Below are 22,726 nucleotides of genomic sequence, written 5' to 3' on the forward strand. Positions count from 1 at the left end.
TCGCCAATGTATGGGGGCGATATAGTCCCTTCTAATGGTGCGCTGCAAAACAGTCGGCGCGTAAGCATCCGATGCGGCAAAGCCTTTGCCGCGGCAGGTTCAGCGAGGAGGGATTAAGATGACCGAGGTCGTTATTACAGGTGCGGCTAGGACGCCGGTTGGTGCATTCAATGGGGGGCTCAGTTCGGTTCCCGCGTCCTATTTGGGATCCATTGCGATCAAAGAAGCGATGTCGCGGGCCGGTGTTTCACCGGAAGATGTTGACGAAGCAATCCTAGGCCAGATTCTGATCGCGGCACAGGGGCAGAACCCGGCGCGCCAAGCCGCGGTGGATGCCGGCATCCCGGTCGAAAAGACAGCCTATCAGGTCAATCAGCTTTGTGGTTCCGGCTTGCGCACCGTCGCGCTGGGCAGCCAGGCGATCAAAACAGGCGACAGCAAGATTGTCGTCGCTGGCGGCCAGGAAAGCATGAGTCAGGCGCCGCATGCCGCCTATCTGCGCAGCGGCCAGAAAATGGGCGACCTCAACTTCGTCGATACGATGATCAAGGATGGATTGTGGTGCGCCTTCAACGGCTATCACATGGGCAATACGGCCGAAAACGTCGCCAATCAGTGGCAGTTGACCCGAGACCAACAGGATGAATTTGCCGCCTGGTCGCAGCAGAAGGCGGAAAAGGCCCAGAAGGAAGGCCGGTTGGCGGATGAAATCGTGCCGGTGACGATCAAGTCCCGCAAAAGCGAGGTCGTCGTCGATATGGACGAATACCCGAAACACGGCACGACCGTTGAAACATTGGGTAAGCTGCGTCCGGCCTTTGCCAAGGACGGCACGGTGACGGCGGGGAATGCATCCGGCATCAACGACGGCGCGGCCGCCGTGGTCATGATGTCCGCCGAGGAAGCGGAAAAGCGCGGTTCCAAACCTTTGGCACGGATCGTTTCCTGGGCAACCGCCGGGGTCGACCCTGCGATCATGGGCACCGGACCGATTCCGTCATCCCGTTTGGCGTTGGAAAAGGCGGGTTGGTCGGTCGACGACCTCGATCTGGTGGAAGCGAATGAAGCTTTCGCGGCGCAGGCGCTGGCTGTGAACAAGGACCTGGGCTGGGACCCGGACATCGTCAATGTGAATGGTGGGGCGATTGCGCTGGGTCATCCGATCGGTGCGTCCGGCGCCCGTGTCCTGGTGACCCTGCTGCATGAAATGCAGAAACGCGATGCCAAAAAGGCTCTCGCGACGCTCTGCATCGGCGGGGGCATGGGGATCGCCATGTGTCTGCAGCGGGATTGATCGAATCGGCGCCGCTTCGGCGGCGCCGAAACCCGCAGTAATCGGTGAATACTAGTATATTACCGCGTGTTTCAGAATCCGCGGGGCTTGGGAGGGTAATTTCCTTCCCATTTGTTGTTGGTTCCCAAAACTTTATATTTCTCAATGTTTTCGGGATTGTGCGCCGCAGAATTTTTTTCGTGCCGGCCATGCAAAAAATGCAAATCAGACGACCAAAATCACTTGTGTTCGAATTGGCTTGCTGCCATATTGTGCATCGCAACATGCTTCGCCTAGGCATGTTGCAACGCGGAATTGAGTTTTCTCAAAACGCGTTCTGATTGGGCGTTTCCTCCCTGAACTTGGGCCGCGTTTTCGAACGCGGCCTTTTTTTTGGTGCAGACGGAGAAGACGGAAAAGGCCGATGCGGCCCGATACCGTAACCATCGGTATCGGCGCCTGGGCGCGGGTTTTCCTGTGGGGACTTTAAGGAACGAAGACGGTCGACCTAGACGTGCAGCCAGTCCCCATGGCCGTTCCGGCAGGCCGTGTGGGTGGTGTGCTGGATTTCGCCGGCGATGTTGACCGTGCGTCGGTAATCCCGGCACAGCTTGCCGTCATTGGACAGGAACGTCCGCAGCGGGGTGATTGCCCCGCTATTGCCCGTATCGGGATTGTTCCAGGCGACGGTTTCGCCCGTCGGCTTGGCCGTCAGACCGTCATAGGTCGATTTGTTCATGCTGCGCAGGTCCAGCTGCGTCAGGCGGTCCGCCAGGACATAGCCCGCGCCGGAACCGGCCGCGGCGCCGATCGCAAGGCCCAGCAACTGGCCGCTTCCGCTACCGAAGACTTCGTATCCAAGCGCCCCGCCCACGATCGCGCCGGCGATGGCGCCTTGGGCCAGCTTGTCCTCCCGGCTGATCGTGCCAATACCGGTGCAGCCCTGCAGCAGGAAACACGCCATTCCTGCTGTGGCGAGGGTCTTTGATATCCGTTTCATCGCATATCGTCCTTTCCGGCCGTCCTTTCTGGGGCCGCAGCGCTTCTGCAATCGGCTGCGGACGCTCCAGAACTTCCAGAAGCAAGCTCCTAAAAGTCAATTTCTCACATGTCGACAGAAAATATGCAAAATGCCGGCCAATTGGGCCTGGTAAAGCCAAGTATGCGCGCTTCTATCCCTTTGCCGGTGTATTCCCGCGCTATTTAGGGCCCTTATGATCTTACCGGTGATCCTATCGATGGTCTTGGGGCCAAAGTATGGTGATCGGCGTCTCGTCGCAGCGAATGGTGACGGGCAGAGTGCCCATGGGGTCGCCGTCGACCTGCACCGGATGCCCTTCCGGGCCGGTCAGGACGACTTCCTTTGCCTCTCGGACAATGACATCGGGCAGAGTCGACAGTCGGTTGGTGAAAAGCGCCGCGGCGTAACGGATCATGGACCAGAACCCGCGTCCCTGCGGCGCGATGACGTAGAGCCGTCGGCTGCGGATATCCGCTTCCGGTGCGATGATGAACGGACCGGCATAGCGCTGCGCCCTGGTCACGATGATCAAATCCCCGGAAATCTCCGCGCCGTCGACAAGCGCGGTGATCGGTCCGCCCCATCTGGGTCGCAACAGTTCCTGAACCGCGGCGACCGCATAGGCCGCCTTGCCGATATAGCGTTTCACGGTGGAGGAGGTGCGCGCGACCACGCGGGCGTCGACCCCGGCGCTTACCATCAGTAGAAAGCGGCGGTTGTCGACCAGCCCGGCATAGCCGATTTTTTCGCGGGCGTTTACCGTGGCGCGGGCGGCGGCATGGGGACTGAAGCCCAGACCCAATTCCAGGGCCAGCACATTGGCGGTGCCAAGCGGCAGGACCGCCAGGCGGACGCCGCTGCCGGCCAAGCCGTCGGCCACCTCTCTGATGGTGCCGTCTCCGCCGGCTGCGACCACGGTTTCGACCTGACGGGGGTCGACTTCCGCGGCGATGAAGGTGGCGTCACCCGGGCCCGCCGTTTTTCGGACGATGATGCGCCGTCCCGTCTTCCGCAAAGCCCTTAGGTAAATACGCAGTTTGCTTCTTTGCCAGAAGCCAGCGACCGGATTGTGTATGACGAGGATAGTCAAATCGCCGGGTTGCGGTTCTGCCGCAGGGCGTGATTCGGTCTCAGCTTGGAGGGAACTAGCGTCCATGATGCATTTTCTTGAAAATCCCGGGGACTATTCTTCGTTTGATTTCAGTAATGTTAATACAATGACGTAATTGTTAAGGTTCCAATAAGGCTTCGTTACGACCGCTGAATTACTTATTCCCGTAACAATCTATCCGTATTCACTGCCTGAAATTCAACAGATCAAGGCAGCGGAAGATGCATGGCCTTCGTGGAATTTCCAAGTATCGCAGTATTTGGATTTCGGACACGCACCTCGGCACGCGCGGATGCAAAGCCGACTATTTGCTCGATTTCCTGAAGCATACGCAATCCGAAAAACTCTACCTAGTCGGCGATATCATAGACGGTTGGCGCCTCAAGCGGTCTTGGTATTGGAACGACACGCAAACCGCGGTGATCCAGGAAATTCTGAAGAAAACACGAAACGGAACGGAAGTCATATACGTTCCCGGAAATCACGATGAAGTGCTGCGGGACTATCTGGGCCTGATCGTCGGCGGCGTAAAGGTGCGCGATCTAGTCGAACACGAAACCGCCGATGGGCGGCGCTTCCTGGTCATTCACGGCGATCAGTTCGACGGCGTCGTCCGCTACGCCAAGTGGCTCGCCCTGTTGGGCGACTGGGCCTACAACCTGCTGCTTTGGATGAACGATCATTTCAACAAGACCCGCAAACTGCTCGGCCTGCCGTATTGGTCACTGTCTGCCTATCTGAAACACAAGGTGAAGAACGCGGTCGAGTTCATCAGTTGCTTCGAAGAGGCGGTCGCCCACGAAGCCAAGAAGCGGAAGGCCGACGGCGTCATCTGCGGCCATATCCACCATCCGGAAATCCGGCAGATCGACGGCATTCTGTACTGCAATGACGGGGATTGGGTCGAAAGCTGCACGGCGCTGATCGAAGAGGCCGACGGCAAGATGGAAATCATCCATTGGGCGGATACCGCCGCCGTCGTCACATCTCGCCACCAGATCGCTCATGATCAACGGTCCCATGACCCTAGGGAAGGTGGCCGTGTGCCGTCCGGAAAGTCCACCAGTCCCGCAACGGCGCGGGCATCGTGATGACCGGCAGGGCCCGCGGTTGATCAATCTTCAGGGCGTAGAAAGCAACGCGACGGTCGCCCGCAGCATTTTCCCGCATTCACTCACAATACAAAGTTGGTTCGACAGACCCATGCGAATACTCATCGTTTCCGACGCGTGGACTCCGCAAATAAACGGGGTTGTCCGCACCTATCAGCGCACCACGCGCGAACTCACCGAATTGGGGCATGTGGCGGAAGTCATCGGCCCGGATCGATTCAACACGATCCCATGTCCCACCTATCCGGAAATCAAGCTGGCGATCGATGCCTGGTATCGGTTGGGCGGGATGATCCGCGATTTCGATCCGGACGCCATCCACATCGCCACGGAAGGTCCCTTGGGGTCGGCCGCCCGGCGGTTCTGCCTTAAGAACGACATACCGTTCAGCTCGTCCTTCCACACCCGGTTCCCGGAATATGTCGAAGCGCGCTGCGGGTTTCCCGCACGGTATACCTACGCCTGGATGCGCCGGTTTCACGCACCGTCGCAAGCCGTGATGGTGCCGACGGAATCGATGCGCCAAGCGTTGATCGATCACGGTTTCACGAATACCCGAATTTGGGGCCGGGGCGTGGATACGCACATCTTCAAACCGGAGGGAGATCAAACAAACCGCGATTTTCTGGGGCTTCCACGCCCCATATACACCTATGTCGGGCGCGTGGCGGTGGAAAAGAATATCGGTCAGTTCCTCGACCTCGATCTGCAAGGAACCAAGCTTGTCGTTGGGGACGGCCCACAGTTGTCGGCTTTGCGCGCCAAGCATCCGGACGTCGTCTTCGTAGGCTCAAAGGAAGGTGAAGATCTGGTTCGCCATTATCAGGCCTCGGATGTTTTCGTTTTTCCAAGCCGCACGGACACGTTCGGTCTTGTGCTGATCGAAGCGTTGGCTTGCGGCGTGCCGGTTGCTGCTTTGCCGGTGACCGGCCCGATCGATGTCGTCGCGAACGGCCGAGTCGGCTACCTGGATGCCGACCTGACCCGTGCGGCGCAGAGCGCCCTGGCCCTATCCAGGGAGGCCTGTCGGGACTATGCGCTGGGGTTTTCCTGGGAGCGCGCGGTTGGGCAGTTTTTGGAAGGCCTGTTCCCGTTTCATCCGGTGGAGAAGTTTCCCCTCGAACCGATGGAAAAACTGTCGCCGTAAAGCCGAATCCGGTTGATCCTGCGGACGTGACGCTCGGGTGGGTGCGTGGTATAGGGGCCCCCCGGCAGCATCAATAGCAGATTTGGTCGAATTCTTGGCGCAGAACTCCGCTCGAGCAGGTTACGAAGACTCAACGCGCTCTTTGACGGGGCGTATTTGGCGTGAATATGTCAGCTCCTATCTGGGGATGTTGGCGTTGGCCGTGTTCTTCATGGTTTTGGTTGCCTTGGCGACCGCCGGCCAAGTCTATCTGGTCAAGCCGGCCTTCGATGAGTTGCTCGACAGCCGCGATACGTTTTGGGTTTGGGTCGTCCCGGTGGGGTTCGTCGCCGCGGGCCTGATCACCGGCGTGGCGAACATGGCGCAATCCCTGTTGATGCAGCGCATCGGTCTGCGGGTTGTTCAGGCGATGCAGCAGCAGATGTTCTCGACGATCCTGCGGGCGGATCTCTCCTATCTGCAAGAAACCGGTACCAGCCGCCAATTGTCGCGGTTCACGACGGATATGTATATGCTCCGTGACGTGGTGATCAAAGCCCTGACCGGCATCGGTCGGGATGTCTTGAAGGTGGTCGTTCTTTCCGGACTGATGATTTACCAGAACTGGCAAATGGCGCTGGCCGCCCTGGTCTTCTTTCCTCTCTGCGTCTTTCCCATCGTCCGTATCGGCCGCTTGCTGCGCAAAATTTCTACCCAAAGCCTTGGTGAGCAGGGACAGATGACGGCGGTTATTGACGACGCGCTGAAAGGGGCGCGGCAGGTCAAGGCCTACAACATGTACACCTATGAAGAAGGTCGCGCGGGCAACGCCTTCGAAACGGTCTTCCTTCTGGCTTTCAAATCGGCGCGGACCCGGGCCTTCAGTTACCCGATCCTGGATACCCTGGTGGGTGTTTGTATGGCGGCGGTTCTGGTTTGGGGCGGATTTCAGATCAAGGCGGGAGAAACGACGGTCGGGGCCTTCATGTCCTTCTTCGCCGCCGTACTTGCCGCATATCAACCTGCCCGCGGTCTCGCCAGCATGAATGCGACCCTGCAGGAAGGCTTGGCGGCAGCGCGGCGATGTTTTTCCGTCATCGACTATCGGCCGTCGATCGTCAACAGGCCCGGCGCCACCGAGCTATCGTCGGTCAGTGGTGAGGTTGCATTCCGGAATGTGGATTTCACCTATGACGGTGAGACCCCGGTGTTGAAGGACATCAATCTGGACGTGAAGGCGGGAGAGACCGTCGCGCTGGTCGGGCGAAGCGGTGGAGGCAAATCCACTATCCTGAATCTCGTGCCGCGGTTCTACGATATCTCGGCCGGGGAAATATTCATCGATGGCGCGCCGGCACGTGACGTCACCTTGGAATCCCTGCGCGCCAATATCGGTTTGGTGACGCAGGAGACGCTGTTGTTCAACGACACGATCCGCGCGAACATCGCCTATGGACGATTGGATGCGACGCAGGAAGAAATCGAACAGGCCGCTCGGAACGCAGCCGCCCACGATTTCATTGTCGAACTGCCCGATGGATACAACACGTTGGTCGGGGAACACGGCTTGCGCCTTTCAGGCGGCCAACGGCAGCGCGTCGCTATTGCGCGGGCCATGTTGAAGAACGCGCCGATTTTGTTGCTGGACGAGGCGACCTCGGCGCTTGATACGGAATCCGAAAGGATCGTTCAGGAAGCGTTGAGCCGGCTGATGCAGGGGCGGACGACGATCGTCATCGCCCATCGGCTGTCGACCGTGATGCATGCGAACCGGATCTACGTTTTGGATAAAGGGTGTATCGAGGAAGTCGGTACCCATTCGGAGCTTGTTGCTAAGGGCGGGCTCTACGCGCAGCTCAGCAAGATCCAATTCGATCAACCGGACGGTGAAACGGTGGACATCGCCGCGGTCGAAACACCCGCCGGTGCCGACACCGGTGCGGAACAGGCGGTTTAGGGTCGTTCGGCCATGTTGATCGGGAAAAAAATCCTCAAGTCGGATGGCGTGCGCCGGTTTTTATGTTGGCTGATCTCGGTTTATCTTCGCCTAGTCTATCATTCGTCCAAATGGGACCATCAAGAAGCGGAGTTCCTGGAACCTCTGATCAAGACGGATGAGGCATTCGTTATCGCGCTGTGGCACAACCGAGTCGTGATGATGCCTTATGCTTGGCGACGAAAATCACGGCATGTCACGATCTTCACGTCTGATCACCGCGATGGAAAACTGGTCGCCTATTCAATGGGCTGGTTCGGCTTCGATACCGTTTTCGGATCGACGAAGCGTACAGAGATGAAGACGATTCGAACCATCGTCCGATCGTTGCGGGAAGGTAAATTGTTCGGGATGACGCCGGACGGGCCACGGGGGCCGCGTATGCGCGTAAAGTCGGGCGTCGTTGCGATGGCAAGAATGGCAGAGGTCGCAATCATCCCGGTTGCCTATTCCTGCAAGCGCCGTTTGGTCTTGGATACTTGGGATCGTTTGATCCTTCCCCTGCCTTTTACCCAAGGCGTTTTTATCTGGGGAGAACCGGTTCGGATGCCGCCGGGGGCGTCAGCCGACGAGGTCGAGGAGGCGAGGCTGTTGCTGGAGCAACGCATGGTCGACGTGACGGCCAAGGCGGACCGAGCAATGGGGCATGAGCCAATCGAACCCGCGGCACTGGACGACTATCGCCGCGGCAACCGTGAAAAAGAATGATCACCACGCTCTACAATTGGGCTTCGGTGGCCGCAACGCCTTTTCTTCCCCTTTTTCTTCAGGCGAGGATGAGGGCGGGGAAGGAAGACCCCGCGCGCTTGCGGGAGCGGATGGGCTGGTCCGATCTGCCGCGCCCGGAAGGTGCGCTCGTTTGGCTGCATGCCGCCAGCGTCGGCGAAACCATGTCGTCTTTGGTTCTGATCGAGAAGATTCTGGAAGAGAACCCCGCCGTGTCGATCCTCTTGACCACCGGCACGGTCACGTCCGCGGATATGGCAGCCAAACGCCTGCCGCCGCGGGCAATCCACCAATATTGTCCTGTCGATGTTCCACGCTGGGTTGGCCGGTTTCTCGACCATTGGCGGCCCGACGCGGCCTTGTGGATCGAATCTGAAATATGGCCGACCCTGGTGCAGCGGACGAAACGCGCCGGCATTCCCATGGCGCTAGTCAATGCACGCTTGTCGCAGCGTTCCAAAGAACGTTGGGCCAAGGCGCGCAACACATTCCGCTCTTTGGTGTCGGCTTTTTCCGTTGTGCTGTGCCAGACGGAAGAAGGCGCGGAATCATTCCGTATGTTCGGGATTCATCAGGCTGAATCTGTAGGGAACCTGAAATTTTCCGCACCGGCACTGCCTGTGGACGCGGACGAATTGGCCGCCTTGCGCGGTTGTATCGGAAAACGCCCGGTTTGGCTTGCGGCAAGCACGCATCCCGGTGAAGAAGAATTGGTCCTGGAAACGCACACACGGTTGCGATCCTCGTTCCCGGGGCTGCTGACGATTATCGTTCCGCGGCATCCAAGCCGCGCGCTTGAAATCGAAACCATTTTGAAAGCCCGGATCCCGGCCGTTGCGCGGCGCACTGTGGATAAGCTGATCGGCGATGAGGTTGAACTCTACATCGCCGACACATTGGGGGAACTCGGTCTGTTCTACGCCTTGACGCCGGTGGCCTATATCGGCGGCGGCATGGGAACGCTCGGCGGGCACAATCCCATCGAACCCGCGCAGCAGAATACCGCGATCTTGTATGGTCCTGACCGGGGAAACTTCACGACGGTCGCCAAGCAACTGGAAGATGCTGGGGCGGCGCAAGTCGTTTCAGACGCGCGGGCGTTATCCGATGCGGTATCGACATTGTTGTCAAACCACGACGAATGCACACGAAGGTCCGACGTTGCCGCAACTGTTGCCAAACAGAACAGCGGTATCGTCGATGTGGTAATGGAACGTCTGCGTCCCTTGCTTCCCTCAACCGCCGGCGACCGAAAATGAAAACGCCCGACTTCTGGCAGAAGGACAAAGGCGGTTGGAAGGCCTGCCTTCTGACACCTGTCGCGCTGCTGTATGCCGCAGGGGCCGGCCTGCGGTCCTGGTCGACGAAACCCATCCATGCCGGTGTTCCGGTTCTGTGCGTCGGCAATGTGACAGCTGGGGGCACTGGGAAGACCCCGGTTGTGATCGCGCTGGTCCGGGCCGCGCGGTCCATGGGTATCCGCGTCGCGGTCGTCAGTCGGGGCTACGGCGGTCGCTTGGAAGGGCCGGTGAAGGTAGATGTTGCCCGCCACCAGGTATCAGATGTCGGGGACGAACCGCTGCTGATTGCGGCCCATGGCGAAACTTGGGTCGCCAAAAACCGGGTCGCCGGCGCTAGGGCCGCCGTTGCCGACGGGGCTGACTTCATCATCCTGGATGATGGGTTTCAGAATCCGACCTTGCATAAGGATTTCTCCATCATCGTCGTGGACGGGATGTTTGGGTTCGGAAACGGGCGAAGATTTCCTGCCGGTCCGTTGCGGGAGGCGCTTCCCGCTGCGATCCGCCGGGCGGATCTCATTCTATTGATGGGACGTGACGACGCAGGTCTGACCGATAGTATCGGGAAAGATATTCCCGTGGAACGCGCGGCGTTGCGACCGAAAGCCCCGGAATCCCTGGCGCCCGGCATGAAATGCGTAGCTTTTGCCGGTATCGGATTGCCGCAGAAATTCTTCAGCACATTGCGTTCCCTTGGCGTCATTGTCCTTGCGGAACACTCGTTTCCAGACCATTTCATGTACGCGCGCGGGGATTTGGAGCGTCTGATTTCGGAAGCACGGTCTCTGGAAGCGACGCTTGTCACGACCGCCAAAGATTATGTGAGGCTGCCTGCGGAAGCAGCACGAGAGGTTGCCGTTTTGGAAGTTGACGTGGATTTCGAGAACCTGGATTTACCAAAACGGTTGATTGCGCAGGTGCTGAACCATGGCTGAACGTGGGGCAGCCCAGCGATTGACGCGACGTGTCTTTTTATATCCGGTGCAGGGGCTCTTCATCGGCCTTTTGTTCCTGATATGCCGTTATATGCCGATTAACTGGGCATCTGCGTTGGGGGCATGGATCTTTAGTTTTGTCGGTCCCCGGTTGCGTGCCGACAAAGTGGCGCGACGGAATCTTAAGCGTTGCTATCCGAACATGACCCAAGAGGAACTTGATCGAACGGTGAGCGCCGTTTGGGAAAATTTGGGCCGTGGTGCAGGTGAATGGGGGCAGGTGGATCTTATCCCCACAAAGGGACCCAATTCCCGCGTTGAAATCGTCGGCGAAGAGATCATGAACAAGGTGATCGCCGATGGCGGGCCGTTCATCGCCGTATCGGCGCATATGGGGAATTGGGAAATCGGCAGTCTGGTGCCCGCGCAACGCGGCGCCCCGATGGTCAACGTGTATAGAACCGCGTCGATACCGATTGTCGATTTTCTGTTCCGGAAAATACGCGGTCGCTTCTCCCGCGAGATGATACCCAAAGGCCGTGCGAATGCCCGACGGATCATCGCCGCCTTGAAGGAGGGACACCCCCTTGGTCTGCTCGTCGATCAGAAACTGAACGAGGGACTTCCGATTCCGTTTTTCGGTCGTGACGCCATGACGCCCTCCGCGCCTGCGGAATTGGCCTTGCGCTTTAACTGCCCGCTGATCCCAGTTCGGATTGAACGGCTGCCGAACGTGCGGTTCAGGCTGACGATTTATCCGCCTATGGAGTTTCCGGAAACGGGAAACCGCAAGGAAGATGTCCGCATCTTGCTGACGCGGATCAATGCCATGATAGAGGGTTGGATCAGGGAGAGGCCGGAACAATGGTTCTGGGTTCACCGTCGTTGGCCTGACTGAGCCGACCCGGCTTGCAACGTCGTCTATTGTTTGATGATCGTCAGAAGCTGCGGGTCCAAGCGTTTTTCGAACCAATTGACGCGCCAGTCCAAATGCGCGCCGGTCGCCCGGCCGGTTGCCCCGACCGTACCGATCCGCTGGCCGCGCTCCACTCGTTCGCCAACCTTAACCTCTACGCTTTGCATATGCAGAAAGGCGGAGGCGAGGCCGTGGCCGTGGTCGATCATCAACGTTCCACCGGAAAAATAAAGGTCCGGCTCGGCGAAGGAGACGGTGCCGGCGGCCGGGGCGGCGACCGGCGTTCCCGTCGGCGCGGCGACATCGACGCCGTAATGCGGCTGCCTGGGCTTGCCGTTCAGGACCCGTTGGCTGCCATAGACGCCCGAGATCGGACCGTCGACCGGCCATAAAAACCCGTTTACGAACTCTTCGATTCCCGTGTCCCTGGCGCGTGCCTTACGGACAGCAGCGGCTTCACGCTGGATTCGTTCGATGACCTCGGCGGGTGGACTCACCTTCTTCTGGGGCAACCCGTCGATGCGTTGGATGTCGTATTGGCGTTGCGCGATTTCGAGGGCAATCGTCTCGGCCGTCTTGTCCGGATACTCAACCTCAAGGGACATGTTGGGCGGATCGTCCCGGTGGAAGCCGAAGACGAAGACACCGTCGTCGGAAACCCGAAGGGTTCGGTCCGCGAAACGAACGGTCGCCCCCGGCTCGGTATGGCCGATAACCATCCCACCTTGAGAGAATACGCCGTCCAAGCTGGTGCTTCCGGCGCGCGCAGCGCTGGCCGCGGTGAACAGCAGCAGGGTCAACAGAATGGCGTAGCGCTTCACAATAAAGTCCCTTGCTTTGGTTCTTTCGGCTCTGGTTTCCGGGTTGCGGGTTTCGCTTTCGCGGTCACGCGTTTCCGTCCAACATTGACGCCTTCCGTGATTTCTGCCGGGACACGCGCATCTTCGCCGCTGTCTGAGAATTCGATGGAAATTGCGGTTCCCGATTCCAATCCGGCCCCTTTCGATATCGGCGTGCCGTCGGCATTCCGGACCACGGCGAAGCCGCGCTCCAAAATGTTCTTATAGGAAACGCTTTCCAACCGGCGTCCCAATTGGTCCAGGGCCGTGGTGTTTTCCCGAACCCGGCGTGCCATCGCCTTGTCCAGCCTGGTGCCGAACTCTGTCCGTCCGAACCGGTCGTGTTCGGTCGCGACGCGCCGCGTCGATGCGCCGCCAAGGCGCTCGGCCAATTGCACCAGACGCTCGCCCTGTGCGTCGAGGACCTGCCTGGGGCTGCGCAGGCGCGCTGCTGTCCCGGACAGTGCCTGCGCTTCATGCCGCAACAGGCTTCGCATGGCGTAGGACTGCCGCTCGGCGGCATCGTCCAAGCGCTGGGTCGCGGTATCCAACACGGAACGGGGATCGGGGATCCCCCGCGCTAGGCCATCCAGCCGCATTGCTGCCCGGTCGGTGAAACGGGTCCAGGATCCGATCTTCCGACGCTCGATATCCATCAAATTGGCGATCAAGTCGCGCCGGACCGGAACCGCCATTTCCGCCGCGGCCGTCGGTGTCGGCGCGCGCTGATCGGAAACGAAATCGATCAGCGTGACATCCGTCTCGTGCCCGACGGCGGAGATGACCGGAATTTCACTGGCCGCGGTGGCCCGCGCGACGACCTCCTCGTTGAAGGCCCACAGGTCTTCCAGACTGCCGCCGCCCCGGGCGACGATCAGCAGATCGGGCCGGGGGACCGAGCCACCGGGTTGGATGCGGTTGAAACCGTCAATGGCCGCGGCGACCTGCGCCGCCGCACCGTCGCCCTGCACCAGAACGGGCCACAGCAGGACGTGGCTGGGGAACCGGTCGCGCAGACGGTGCAATATATCGCGAATGACCGCCCCGGTGGGCGAGGTGACGACGCCGATAACATCCGGCAGGAAGGGAATCGGCTTTTTGCGGGAAGGGTCGAAAAGCCCTTCCGCTTCCAGCCGCTTCTTTCGTTCCTCGAGCAATTTCAGGAGCGCGCCTTCGCCCGCATGTTCCATCGACTCGATGACGATCTGGTATTTGCTGCGGCCGGGATAGGTGGTCAGTTTGCCGGTGACGATAACTTCCAACCCGTCTTCCGGTTGAACCGACAAGCGCTGAGCGGTGCCGCGCCAGCAGACGCCGTCGATAACGGCCTGATCGTCCTTCAGCGCCATGTAAAGATGGCCGGATCCGGCCCGTTTAAAGCCCGAAATCTCACCGCGCACCCGGACATGGGAGAAGTTCTGTTCCACCATCCGTTTCAGAACGCCGGATATTTCGGAAACGCTGAACTCCGGCGTGTTGTCGCCGGGGCCTTTGTCTCGTTGCCGGTCTGCGGATTTATACTGGTTGTCGCTCATCGAATTGGCGTTTTGCACCCGTTGTTTCACCGTTATCAGTGTGCCTGGGATTCAGGGGGGATGCCAAGCGACGGTACGGCATTGAACGGCCTTCCCTGCGTCATGGACCTGCAACCGTTACCCTATACGGTCGGTCGGTGGTGTAGTAGGGGGCTGGCTTAGCAGGGGGCTGTTTCGGTATGGTGCGCAGCCCCGGCAGGCGAATGCCGAAGGCCACCGAAAAGAGGAGAGTAGGCGCGTGAGGATTTTGGTTATCGGATCGGGTGGACGGGAACATGCCCTGTGCTGGACACTGGCGGCGTCGCCCTTGTGCGACGCGCTGTTCTGCGCGCCCGGCAATGCGGGTATCGCACAGGACGCGACCTGCGTACCGATCCAAGCCATGGATATCGACGGCATCCTGGACTTCGTAGCCAAGGAGGCGGTGGATTTCGTGGTGGTGGGGCCGGAAGACCCATTGGTCGCGGGTGTTGTCGACCGATTGTCGGAAGCCGGCGTGAAAGCCTTCGGTCCCAGCGCGGCCGCGGCCCGCTTGGAAGGGTCGAAGGGATATATGAAGGATGTCTGCCGCCGCTACGGGATACCGACGGCGGAATACCGCCGTTTCACAGATCGGGATGAAGCCCGCGCCTATGTCCAGGAACAGGGCGCGCCGATCGTCGTGAAGACCGACGGGCTAGCCGCCGGCAAGGGCGTCACGGTCGCGCAGACGGTCGAAGAAGCGCTGCAAGCGATCGATGACGCGATGACGGGCGGCAAGTTCGGAGCGGCCGGTGAGGAACTGGTGATCGAGGAATTCATGGAAGGCGAAGAACTTTCTTATTTTGCCCTCTGCGACGGCAAGACCGTGCTGCCGTTCGCCTCCGCGCAGGATCACAAAGCCGCCTATGACGGTGACGAAGGTCCGAATACAGGTGGCATGGGCGCCTATTCGCCGGCTCCGGTCTGCACGCCGGAGATTGAGGAGCGCATCCTCAAGGAAATCCTGGAACCGACGATGAAGGCGATGGAGGCCGAAGGGGCGCCCTATAAGGGCGTGTTGTTCCTGGGGTTGATGATCACGAAGGACGGGCCGCGTTTGATCGAATTCAACGTCCGCTTCGGTGATCCTGAATGTCAGGTGCTGATGATGCGATTGATGTCGGATCTGGCCCCGGCTTTGATTGCGTCGGCGGACGGTGTTCTCTCCGCGTTCGATCTGCGTTGGTATGACGAGGCAGCTGTTTCGGTCGTGATGGCGTCGCAAGGTTATCCGGGTTCCTACGAGAAGGGCACGGTAATCAAAGGCGTTGAGCAAGCGACCGAGGGGGACGAGGATGTCCTGGTCTTCCATGCGGGTACAGCCAAGGGCGATGACGGCGTGCTTCGGGCCACTGGCGGGCGTGTCCTTAACGTCACGGCGCGCGGGCAATCCGTTTCGGAAGCCAGAACGCGCGCCTATAGCGTGGTCGACAGAATCGACTGGCCGAACGGCTTCTGCCGGCGGGATATCGGCTGGCGGGCGGTGGAACGGGAGCGTGAATGAGCATAGATCCCCAAATCGCGGACACATTATGGATCATCGGCGTCGTCATGTTGGGGCTGATGATCCTGTTCAAATTCGTCAATCGAAAGCGGTTTCGGGAGGAAAAGTTCGAGCGCCGGGTTATCCGGGATAAAGAGCCGGACCCAGACGACATGCCTGACCTTACCCCGATGCTGCGTCGGACCAGGATCCAAATCGTGATGGCGGCCATTGGGATTGCCGCGATCACCTTCATCGCCATCATGGGGGTCGGTGAGGAATCCAGGGGCGTGCCGATGCCAGGGTTCCTGAACGATTTGTTTCGTTAGCGGTTTCGCCCAGTACCGTGAACCGCCCTCTATTTTGAAGGATTCAGCGGCAAGTCTTTTCCCGTCGCCGGTTTCCCCCTATGTCATCTGTAGGCAAATCATCCACAGCGTTACACCGCTGACAATTCACAGCCACCGGAGGAATATGCGTCCATGAGTTTGGCCGACCCCCGCAATCTACTTTCCGATCTTATCGCCAAGGCCACCAAGGCCGGCGCCGACCAGGCCGATGCCGTCGCCGCGGCCGGCACGTCCGTTTCCCATTCGCAGCGTTTGGGGAAGGTGGAGTCGCTGGAGCGTTCCGAGAGCCACGACCTGGGGCTTCGGGTGATCATCGGCAAGAAACAGGCGGTGGTGTCATCCAACGACTGGGCCCCGGATGCGCTGGAAGAGCTGGTCGATCGCGCAATCGCCATGGCGCGGGCTGTTCCCGACGACGCCTATTGCGGCCTCGCGGACCAGGACCAGCTGACGGACCGGACGGATCTGAACCTGGACCTTTTCGACCCGTCGGAACCGAGTGCCGAAGACTTGATCGAGCGGGCACGGGCCGCCGAGGATGCTGCTTTGGCCGTCGAAGGTGTGTCAAATTCGGATGGCGCGAGCGCGGAATGGAGCCAGTGGGACATCTACCTTGCTGCGAGCAACGGGTTCGTCGGCGGGTATAAAGGGTCGCGCCACGGTATCGGCGTCTCGGTCCTGGCCGGCGAGGGCACCGGCATGGAGACCGACTATGACTACAGCAGCACGGTGCATGGGTCGGACCTGCGCGCGCCGGAAGATATCGGCCGGTCAGCGGGGGAGCGGGCGATTGCCAAGCTGAACCCGCGCAAGGGGGCGACGAAATCGCTGCCCGTGGTGTTCGATCCCAGAATGTCGCCAAGCCTGGTTCGACACCTGACATCCGCCATCAACGGGGCGGCAATCGCGCGCGGGACGAGCTTCTTGAAGGACAAGATGGATCAGCAGGTCATGAACTCGGCCTTGACCATCATGGACGATCCGCACCGGGTGCGTGGCCTTGCGTCCAAACCCTTCGACGCGGAAGGTCTGCCCAATGCGCCCATGGCGCTGGTCAAGGATGGTGTTTTGCAGACCTGGATCCTCGACCTGCACACGGCGCGCCAGTTGAATCTGCAATCGACCGGGCGAGCCGCGCGCGGCACATCCGCGCCGCCGTCACCATCGACAACCAATGTCCATTTGGAAGCCGGCACGGTCAGCCCGAAAGAGCTGATGTCCGACATTGCGTCGGGTCTTTATGTGACCAGCTTGATGGGGATGGGGATCAACGGGGTGACCGGCGACTACAGCCGCGGCGCGTCGGGTTTCTGGATTGAGAACGGTGAGATCGCCTTCCCGGTCAATGAAATGACCATCGCCGGCAACCTGAAGGACATGTTCATGAACATGTCCGTGGCCGACGACCTGGACTTCCTGCATGCCACGAATGCGCCGACCGTGCGGATCGACGGTATGACGATTGCCGGTCAGTAGGCCCCGGGACAGCGCCGGGTAGGTTGGTTGAGGGATCGTCTAAAGGGAAAAAAGCATGATCAGCAGGATGCGGTTCACCTCGCCATCCCGCCGGACCGGATAGAGAAACCGCATATATTGCACCCAATCCAAATCGGAAATGGTCACGCGGCCGACACTCACGCGCGGATGGCCGCCATTCAAAGCCGCAGCGTATTCCGAAATGATTTTTTCTTTCGCCTCGCCGACCAGGACATCACCGAGCTTTAGGCCACGCAGCGGGCGTTGAGCGATCTCGTTGATCGATTCACCGACATAGCCGTATTTAAAATCCTGATTGCCGTCCTCATCGGTTACGCTGTCCAAAAGCGCGATTGAGGGCATTATCGGCCCGAAATCGATGATGTCGAACCTGTCCCATTCGATCACCCCATCGACGGCTGATTCCATCAGCTTGCGATGATGATCCCGCATGCCGGCGACGTCCAGGGCTTCGTCAAGATCGATGGTTCTTGGCGGACGGCGGCTCATTGCATCGTCAACCAGTGCGCGTCCCTTGGTGAAGGAACTGAGAGGCTGAAAATTAAGCCGCTTTACCATTGTCGAGACCAAGCCTTCTTGCGTTTGGCAGCTTTGCTTCGTTGACCACCCCTATTCTTATAGACCTTTGGTTGTCCGCAGCAATGCGCCAAGAAAGTCAATATCAGTAAAATTTCCAGGAAATTACCGGAAATTGGCGGTGAATTGCCCGAGATTCGACTGGGATTCGACTGGCAAAAATTGGATTCGCGGTTTTCAGCCCTAGGGAGCGGGCTTTTGCCGCAGGGCTGCCTGAATCGTGGTTTCCAATTTGTTCAGGAAGGCGGACCTGTCTTTTTTTGCGAAAGGGCGCGGTCCGCCGGTGACGGTTCCCGCTTCCCGCAGGTCCCGCATCAATTCGCGGGTGGCCAGAGCCATGCCGATACCTTCTTTCGTGAAGGCTTCGCCATTGGGTTTCAGCGCGAAAGCGTCTTTCTCCAGGCACCGCGCGGCAAGGGGAATATCGCTGGTGATGCAGATATCCGCCGCGCCGATATGATCGGCGATCCAGTCATCCGCGGCATCCGCCCCTTGCGAGACCACGACAATCTCAACCAGCGGATTGGGGCGCGGCCGAACGCCGCCATCGCTGACCATGATGGTCTTCAGTCCGTGGCGTCCCGCGACACGCTCGGTTTCTTCCTTAACCGGGCAGGCATCCGCGTCGATATAGATTTCAACCATGCGCTAGCCCGCCCAGTTCTGTTTCTCGAAACGCTGGATCTCCAGCAGGTACCCGTCCGGATCGCGGAAATAGAAATGGTAGATTCCATAATTCGGGTTCAGGCGCGGTGGACCGTCACAATCCACGCCGGCCTTCGATAGCTGCTCAAACCGGTTGTCGACATCCTGTGTCACCAAGCACAGGACGACACCGTCGCCGCCCGGTCCCTTGTCTTCACGTGCGGCGCAAAGGCCGATGAAGGCGCCGGGGCCGGTCCGATAGATGCGGCAGCCGGCCGGCTGCACCAAAACCAGGGGCAGTTTCAGAACTTCGCCATAGAAAGCAGCGGCGCGATCCATATCGGCGACATAGAGGAAGGTGATTTGCTCGTCGAACATGCACGGCCCGTGATTGCGATGTTTTGGCGAACGGCGCGAAGCATCTACAATACCCATGCCGATCGTCGGAATACCAAGGCGGTATCCCAGCGGGCGGTGCTTTTGCAAGTGTCGGGATCGAAAAGGGAAGAAAAGATGGCGCAACGGCGGGATATGACGGAACAGGCGCCGGACCTGACCCAAGGCCAGATGGACGAAGCGGTGAACGATGTCATCGCCAAGGCAATCCAGTCCGTTGATTGGACATTCTTCAATGAAAACTACAATCGGCAGGCAGAAGAAGTCGTGCGCGCCTTGAACCGGTCGGGCTATGCAATCGTCCCCCGCGCGCCGTCCAAGCAGATGGTTGAAGCGGGTCGGGAGGCGATTGAAATCGGCCAGCACCTGCCCTCGGCCGTCGCCGGGGTTGTTTTCGATGCGATGGTGGATGCGGGCTCGGTCCTACCCTGATGGCCTAATCAGTTCTTTGGGTTCGCCTTCCGGGCCGGCGCGATGTAGCAAACATAATAGGACAGCGCCACAAAGGCGCCGCCGCCGACGATGTTTCCTAGGGTCACCGGGATCAGGTTGTTGAGGAAGGCGGCGCCGTCGATCGGTCCCGCCTGCAGCATCCCGACGGGGATCAGGTACATATTGGCGACGCTGTGTTCGAACCCCATTGCGACAAAGGCGCTGACCGGCAGCAGGATCGCGGCGATCTTGCCGGTCACGGTATGGGCGGCGAAACATAGCCAGACGGCCAGGCAAACCAATGCATTGCACAGCACGCCCCGGGTGAAGGATTCGGCCCAGGAAAGCGCGACTTTGCCGTCGGCGATGCGCCGGGCGGTTTCCGCGACCGCCCCGTCCCCCATTTCCAGGCTACCGGCCATGTGCACGGCACCGGCCGTCAGCATCGCGCCGACTAGATTGCCAAGGAAGACGACACCCCAGTTCCGCAAAAGGGCGGTCAAGGAAACCTTGCCGTCGGCCCAGGCCATGACGATCAGCATATTGCCGGTGAAGAGTTCCGCACCGCCGACGATGACCAGCACCAGGCCGAGGGAGAAGGCGAGGGATCCCAGCATCTTCGTCGGCCCTAGGCCGAGGGTCGAGCCTGTGATCACGACGGTATAGTACATCGCGCCGAAGGCGATGAATGCGCCGGCAAGGATGGCAAGGGTGAACAGGACGTGAAGCGGCATGGTCGCCTTGGCGACCCCGACCGTTTCAACACGCGCAGCTATTTCCTTCGGTGCATAGGAATCGAAATGGAAATTGGTGTTCTGATCGCCAGCCATCACTAAAAGCCCCCCTAAAGCGGTCGTAGAAAACCAGGGGTGTTCAGGAATTGAGCGGTCACCCCGTCTCCGCCATGGCGTCGTCGATTTCCGGAACCAGTTTCAACGCTGTTTCCACAACTTCCGGCCCGGCTTCCGATGTATAGGCGTTCTCGCTCAGATACCGCCGCCAGGCCCGCGCGCCGGGAAGCCCGTTGAAGATACCCAGGATATGCCGTGTCATGCGGTTCAGTTGCGTTCCGTTCCTGACTTGCCCGTCGATATAGGGCAGAAAGGCGCGGACAAGATCGTGCCGGGTCAAGTCGCCGTCCGGCCGGACGTCACCGAAAATCAGCCGGTCGGTACCCAACAGGACAGCTGGAGTGTTGTAGGCGGCGCGCCCGATCATCACACCATCCACATGGGCCAAGTGTTCCTGTGCCTCCTCAAGCGACTGTACGCCGCCGTTCAAGACGATCTCGAATTCGGGGAAATCCCGCTTCAAGCGATAGACATAGTCGTACTTCAGCGGCGGAATTTCCCGGTTCTCCTTCGGGCTCAAGCCGCTAAGGATCGCCTTGCGGGCATGGACGGTAAAATACCGGCAGCCGGTCCGCGCCACCCGATCGACGAAGGCCACAAGCCCTTCGTAGGAATCTGCATCGTCTATGCCGATCCGCGATTTTACCGTCACGGGGATATCGACCGCATCCTGCATCGCCGCGATGCAATCGGCGACAAGGTCCGGCTCCGCCATCAGACAGGCCCCAAACCGGCCGGACTGAACCCGGTCCGACGGGCAGCCGACATTCAGGTTCACTTCGTCATAACCGTATTCAGCGACGATCTTTGCGGAGGCGGCGAGGTCCTTGGGGTCCGACCCGCCCAACTGGCAGGCGACGGGGTGCTCCGACGCGTCGTATCCCAGCAACCGGTCTCGGTCGCCATGCAGTACAGCGCCCGTCGTTACCATCTCTGTATAGAGCAGGGCATTACGCGTCGCCAAACGGTGGAACACCCGGCAATGCCGGTCTGTCCAATCCATCATCGGCGCGACGGAAAGCCTGTTCGATGGCATAAGAGGGCGCAATCCAGATAACCTCGTACAACTGTATCTTCGTTGACCGGGTTATAGGATGGCGGTCCGGCACAAGTAAACAGCAGGGCTATTCGAGCCCGATGGCCTGGTCTTTAGATCTGGTCCGTATTGTGTTGGCCTTGCGTCGTGCCGACCCGACTGCGTCGGCGTTCAAGCATCTCGACATCGCGCCATTGGCCCTGAAACGGACCGTCGGTCATCTGGCCCAGGCGTTCGCGTGTGCCGAAAATGCGGAACCCACCGTAAAAATGCAGCGAAATCCCGGCCGGTGATCGGCGCTATCGGGCACTGGAGCTTCTCGTGGAGAGGGGTGCATGACGAAGACAACGCCTGTGCCCTGCATCGTGCGGAAGCCATCGCGCCGAGGATTTGATTCTCAAATGACTTGACAAATACCTTCGTAACTTAATTAAATAACGAATATAAAGGGAGGTCTGAATGGACGAGTTTGAATTGAAGACCGGTCTGACCGTTAGCCGTGACGACCTGCTGGTCGAGGGGAAGGACGACGCATTTCGAGCGATGGTTCACGACCTCTTGGCTTTTGCTGCCCGGTTGGAGCAGATCCGTTCGCGCTTCGGCGCCTTTGTAGGTTTGTCCGGCGTGCAGTACACAATCCTGATCACAATTCGGCAGCTCCAGGGACGCACCGGTGTGGGGGTCAAGGCGATTGCCGAGCACCTCGCCTTCTCACCGTCTTTCGTCACAAACGAGACCACCAAGCTGGTAAAGCTCGGGTTGGTGGGGAAGCGATCAAACCCGGATGATCAGCGCCGCGTCGATCTGACGATTGCCGACAAAGGTGTCGAACTGTTGAGCCAACTCGCGCCGGTGCAGCAGGAGATCAATGATCTCCTGTTCGAACCCGTTAATTCTGAAAACTATCTGACGTTCCGGCGATTGGCGCGTGACTTGCGCCACTCATCAGAGAAGGCGTCGCTGCTGTCCGACTATCTGATCGAGGCTGACCGGGAGGGTCGTTAATGGATGTCACGGCCTTGAACCCACGAGAATTGCGAAACGCCTTGGGTCAATTCCCAACCGGGGTTTGCATCGTCACCGCAGCTGTTGAAGGCGAGCAGATCGGAATGACTATTTCCTCGTTCAATACTCTATCCCTCGATCCGCCGTTGGTGCTGTTTAGCATCGATCGCCGGGCCAAGAGCCTTCCCCTTTGGGAGAAGGCACAAGGCTATGCGGTCAACGTCTTGAGCGAGAAGCAGCGCGACCTTTCGAACCGATTTGCCAAATCGCTCGGAGAAAAATGGCAGGGCGTCAGATTCGAACGCGGTCTCGCTGATGCACCAGTTTTCCCCGGTGTGGCCGCCGCCTTCGAATGCGCGCCGCACGCAATTCATGACGGCGGCGACCATTTGCTGTTCGTCGCGGAGGTGAAGCGCTTCCGCTCCGAGAGCGATCGGACGCCACTGGTCTTCTCGCAGGGCCGCTACGTCACCCTCAAATCAACCGAGACAGCCGCCCCCCTGTGGCCTCTCGACATTCATTACTGACAACTGGAGGAACTCC

24 protein-coding genes are annotated in these 22,726 nt (G+C 59.6%); 15 read left to right on the forward strand and 9 right to left on the reverse strand.

All coding sequences use genetic code 11. The features are described 5' to 3' along the window. Window positions 1–118: 118 nt before the first annotated feature. The gene (locus EOI86_RS16785; RefSeq protein ID WP_127766297.1) at window positions 119–1,294 is read left to right on the forward strand and encodes an acetyl-CoA C-acetyltransferase; all 1,176 of its coding nucleotides are present in this window, start codon (window positions 119–121) and stop codon (window positions 1,292–1,294) included. A gap of 487 nt (window positions 1,295–1,781) precedes the next feature. On the opposite strand, the gene EOI86_RS16790 is transcribed toward EOI86_RS16785, so the two are convergent. Beyond that, complete coding sequence (locus tag EOI86_RS16790) at window positions 1,782–2,273, reverse strand: RT0821/Lpp0805 family surface protein (protein ID WP_127766298.1); 492 nt, start codon at window positions 2,271–2,273, stop codon at window positions 1,782–1,784. Window positions 2,274–2,505: 232 nt separating this feature from the next. Next, window positions 2,506–3,450 (reverse strand): diacylglycerol/lipid kinase family protein, encoded by a 945-nt coding sequence (locus tag EOI86_RS16795; RefSeq protein WP_127766299.1) that lies wholly within the window; start codon window positions 3,448–3,450, stop codon window positions 2,506–2,508. A 176-nt stretch (window positions 3,451–3,626) separates the two neighbouring features. Here EOI86_RS16795 and EOI86_RS16800 point away from each other — a divergent pair, with 176 nt between their 5' ends. The 7 genes from EOI86_RS16800 (at window position 3,627) to EOI86_RS16830 (ending at window position 11,499) form a co-directional block, all read left to right on the forward strand. Beyond that, window positions 3,627–4,496 (forward strand): UDP-2,3-diacylglucosamine diphosphatase, encoded by an 870-nt coding sequence (locus tag EOI86_RS16800; RefSeq protein ID WP_127766300.1) that lies wholly within the window; start codon window positions 3,627–3,629, stop codon window positions 4,494–4,496. Window positions 4,497–4,608: 112 nt separating this feature from the next. Then, window positions 4,609–5,664, forward strand: coding sequence for a glycosyltransferase family 4 protein (locus EOI86_RS16805; protein WP_127766301.1), 1,056 nt, complete (start codon window positions 4,609–4,611; stop codon window positions 5,662–5,664). 142 nt (window positions 5,665–5,806) lie between these two features. Next, complete coding sequence (locus EOI86_RS16810; RefSeq protein ID WP_240035694.1) at window positions 5,807–7,600, forward strand: ABC transporter ATP-binding protein; 1,794 nt, start codon at window positions 5,807–5,809, stop codon at window positions 7,598–7,600. Window positions 7,601–7,612: 12 nt separating this feature from the next. Beyond that, window positions 7,613–8,347: a lysophospholipid acyltransferase family protein gene (locus EOI86_RS16815; protein WP_127766302.1), complete on the forward strand. Its 735-nt coding sequence runs from the start codon at window positions 7,613–7,615 to the stop codon at window positions 8,345–8,347. Then, window positions 8,344–9,624, forward strand: a complete 1,281-nt coding sequence (locus EOI86_RS16820) for a 3-deoxy-D-manno-octulosonic acid transferase (protein WP_127766303.1) — start codon at window positions 8,344–8,346, stop codon at window positions 9,622–9,624. The genes EOI86_RS16815 and EOI86_RS16820 overlap by 4 nt, the downstream gene beginning before the upstream one ends. Further along, the gene (gene lpxK, locus EOI86_RS16825; protein WP_161973871.1) at window positions 9,621–10,601 is read left to right on the forward strand and encodes a tetraacyldisaccharide 4'-kinase; all 981 of its coding nucleotides are present in this window, start codon (window positions 9,621–9,623) and stop codon (window positions 10,599–10,601) included. The genes EOI86_RS16820 and lpxK overlap by 4 nt, the downstream gene beginning before the upstream one ends. Then, window positions 10,594–11,499: a lysophospholipid acyltransferase family protein gene (locus EOI86_RS16830; protein WP_127766305.1), complete on the forward strand. Its 906-nt coding sequence runs from the start codon at window positions 10,594–10,596 to the stop codon at window positions 11,497–11,499. The genes lpxK and EOI86_RS16830 overlap by 8 nt, the downstream gene beginning before the upstream one ends. A gap of 23 nt (window positions 11,500–11,522) precedes the next feature. On the opposite strand, the gene EOI86_RS16835 is transcribed toward EOI86_RS16830, so the two are convergent. Together EOI86_RS16835 and xseA are read right to left on the reverse strand one after the other, a co-directional pair. Then, window positions 11,523–12,338, reverse strand: a complete 816-nt coding sequence (locus tag EOI86_RS16835; RefSeq protein ID WP_240035695.1) for a M23 family metallopeptidase — start codon at window positions 12,336–12,338, stop codon at window positions 11,523–11,525. After that, complete coding sequence (gene xseA / locus EOI86_RS16840; RefSeq protein WP_127766306.1) at window positions 12,335–13,891, reverse strand: exodeoxyribonuclease VII large subunit; 1,557 nt, start codon at window positions 13,889–13,891, stop codon at window positions 12,335–12,337. The genes EOI86_RS16835 and xseA overlap by 4 nt, the downstream gene beginning before the upstream one ends. A 238-nt stretch (window positions 13,892–14,129) precedes the next feature. Here xseA and purD point away from each other — a divergent pair, with 238 nt between their 5' ends. The 3 genes from purD to EOI86_RS16855 all read left to right on the forward strand — a co-directional run bounded on the left by purD (window position 14,130) and on the right by EOI86_RS16855 (window position 17,221). After that, a complete protein-coding gene (gene purD, locus EOI86_RS16845) occupies window positions 14,130–15,416 on the forward strand; it encodes a phosphoribosylamine--glycine ligase (RefSeq protein WP_127766307.1) in 1,287 nt (428 codons plus the stop codon). Next, window positions 15,413–15,724 carry a hypothetical protein gene (locus EOI86_RS16850; RefSeq protein WP_127766308.1) on the forward strand — a complete coding sequence of 104 codons (312 nt, stop codon included), beginning with the start codon at window positions 15,413–15,415 and terminating at the stop codon, window positions 15,722–15,724. The genes purD and EOI86_RS16850 overlap by 4 nt, the downstream gene beginning before the upstream one ends. A gap of 153 nt (window positions 15,725–15,877) precedes the next feature. Next, on the forward strand, window positions 15,878–17,221 hold the full coding sequence (locus EOI86_RS16855) for a TldD/PmbA family protein (RefSeq protein WP_127766309.1): 1,344 nt from the start codon (window positions 15,878–15,880) through the stop codon (window positions 17,219–17,221). Window positions 17,222–17,260: 39 nt separating this feature from the next. Here EOI86_RS16855 and EOI86_RS16860 read toward each other — a convergent pair whose 3' ends face one another. The 3 genes from EOI86_RS16860 to EOI86_RS16870 form a co-directional block, all read right to left on the reverse strand. Continuing rightward, window positions 17,261–17,800 carry a hypothetical protein gene (locus tag EOI86_RS16860; protein WP_127766310.1) on the reverse strand — a complete coding sequence of 180 codons (540 nt, stop codon included), beginning with the start codon at window positions 17,798–17,800 and terminating at the stop codon, window positions 17,261–17,263. Between the two features lie 201 nt (window positions 17,801–18,001). Next, on the reverse strand, window positions 18,002–18,463 hold the full coding sequence (locus EOI86_RS16865; RefSeq protein WP_127766311.1) for a YaiI/YqxD family protein: 462 nt from the start codon (window positions 18,461–18,463) through the stop codon (window positions 18,002–18,004). A gap of 3 nt (window positions 18,464–18,466) precedes the next feature. Then, the gene (locus EOI86_RS16870) at window positions 18,467–18,841 is read right to left on the reverse strand and encodes a VOC family protein (RefSeq protein ID WP_127766312.1); all 375 of its coding nucleotides are present in this window, start codon (window positions 18,839–18,841) and stop codon (window positions 18,467–18,469) included. A 135-nt stretch (window positions 18,842–18,976) separates the two neighbouring features. Between EOI86_RS16870 and EOI86_RS16875 the strand changes: the two genes are divergently transcribed. Next, window positions 18,977–19,291: a hypothetical protein gene (locus tag EOI86_RS16875; protein WP_127766313.1), complete on the forward strand. Its 315-nt coding sequence runs from the start codon at window positions 18,977–18,979 to the stop codon at window positions 19,289–19,291. A gap of 8 nt (window positions 19,292–19,299) precedes the next feature. On the opposite strand, the gene EOI86_RS16880 is transcribed toward EOI86_RS16875, so the two are convergent. Together EOI86_RS16880 and dusA are read right to left on the reverse strand one after the other, a co-directional pair. Next, a complete protein-coding gene (locus EOI86_RS16880) occupies window positions 19,300–20,121 on the reverse strand; it encodes a formate/nitrite transporter family protein (protein ID WP_127766314.1) in 822 nt (273 codons plus the stop codon). 58 nt (window positions 20,122–20,179) lie between these two features. Beyond that, window positions 20,180–21,178: a tRNA dihydrouridine(20/20a) synthase DusA gene (dusA, locus tag EOI86_RS16885; RefSeq protein WP_127766315.1), complete on the reverse strand. Its 999-nt coding sequence runs from the start codon at window positions 21,176–21,178 to the stop codon at window positions 20,180–20,182. Between the two features lie 101 nt (window positions 21,179–21,279). Here dusA and EOI86_RS16890 point away from each other — a divergent pair, with 101 nt between their 5' ends. The 3 genes from EOI86_RS16890 to EOI86_RS16900 all read left to right on the forward strand — a co-directional run bounded on the left by EOI86_RS16890 (window position 21,280) and on the right by EOI86_RS16900 (window position 22,710). Beyond that, the gene (locus EOI86_RS16890; RefSeq protein WP_127766316.1) at window positions 21,280–21,471 is read left to right on the forward strand and encodes a hypothetical protein; all 192 of its coding nucleotides are present in this window, start codon (window positions 21,280–21,282) and stop codon (window positions 21,469–21,471) included. A gap of 166 nt (window positions 21,472–21,637) precedes the next feature. Beyond that, a complete protein-coding gene (locus tag EOI86_RS16895) occupies window positions 21,638–22,183 on the forward strand; it encodes a MarR family winged helix-turn-helix transcriptional regulator (RefSeq protein ID WP_127766317.1) in 546 nt (181 codons plus the stop codon). Further along, the gene (locus EOI86_RS16900) at window positions 22,183–22,710 is read left to right on the forward strand and encodes a flavin reductase family protein (RefSeq protein WP_127766318.1); all 528 of its coding nucleotides are present in this window, start codon (window positions 22,183–22,185) and stop codon (window positions 22,708–22,710) included. Before EOI86_RS16895 ends, EOI86_RS16900 begins: the two co-directional genes overlap by 1 nt. Window positions 22,711–22,726: the final 16 nt, after the last annotated feature.

The organism is Hwanghaeella grinnelliae (assembly GCF_004005845.1).
In the GTDB taxonomy this organism is placed as follows: domain Bacteria; phylum Pseudomonadota; class Alphaproteobacteria; order UBA8366; family Aestuariispiraceae; genus Hwanghaeella; species Hwanghaeella grinnelliae.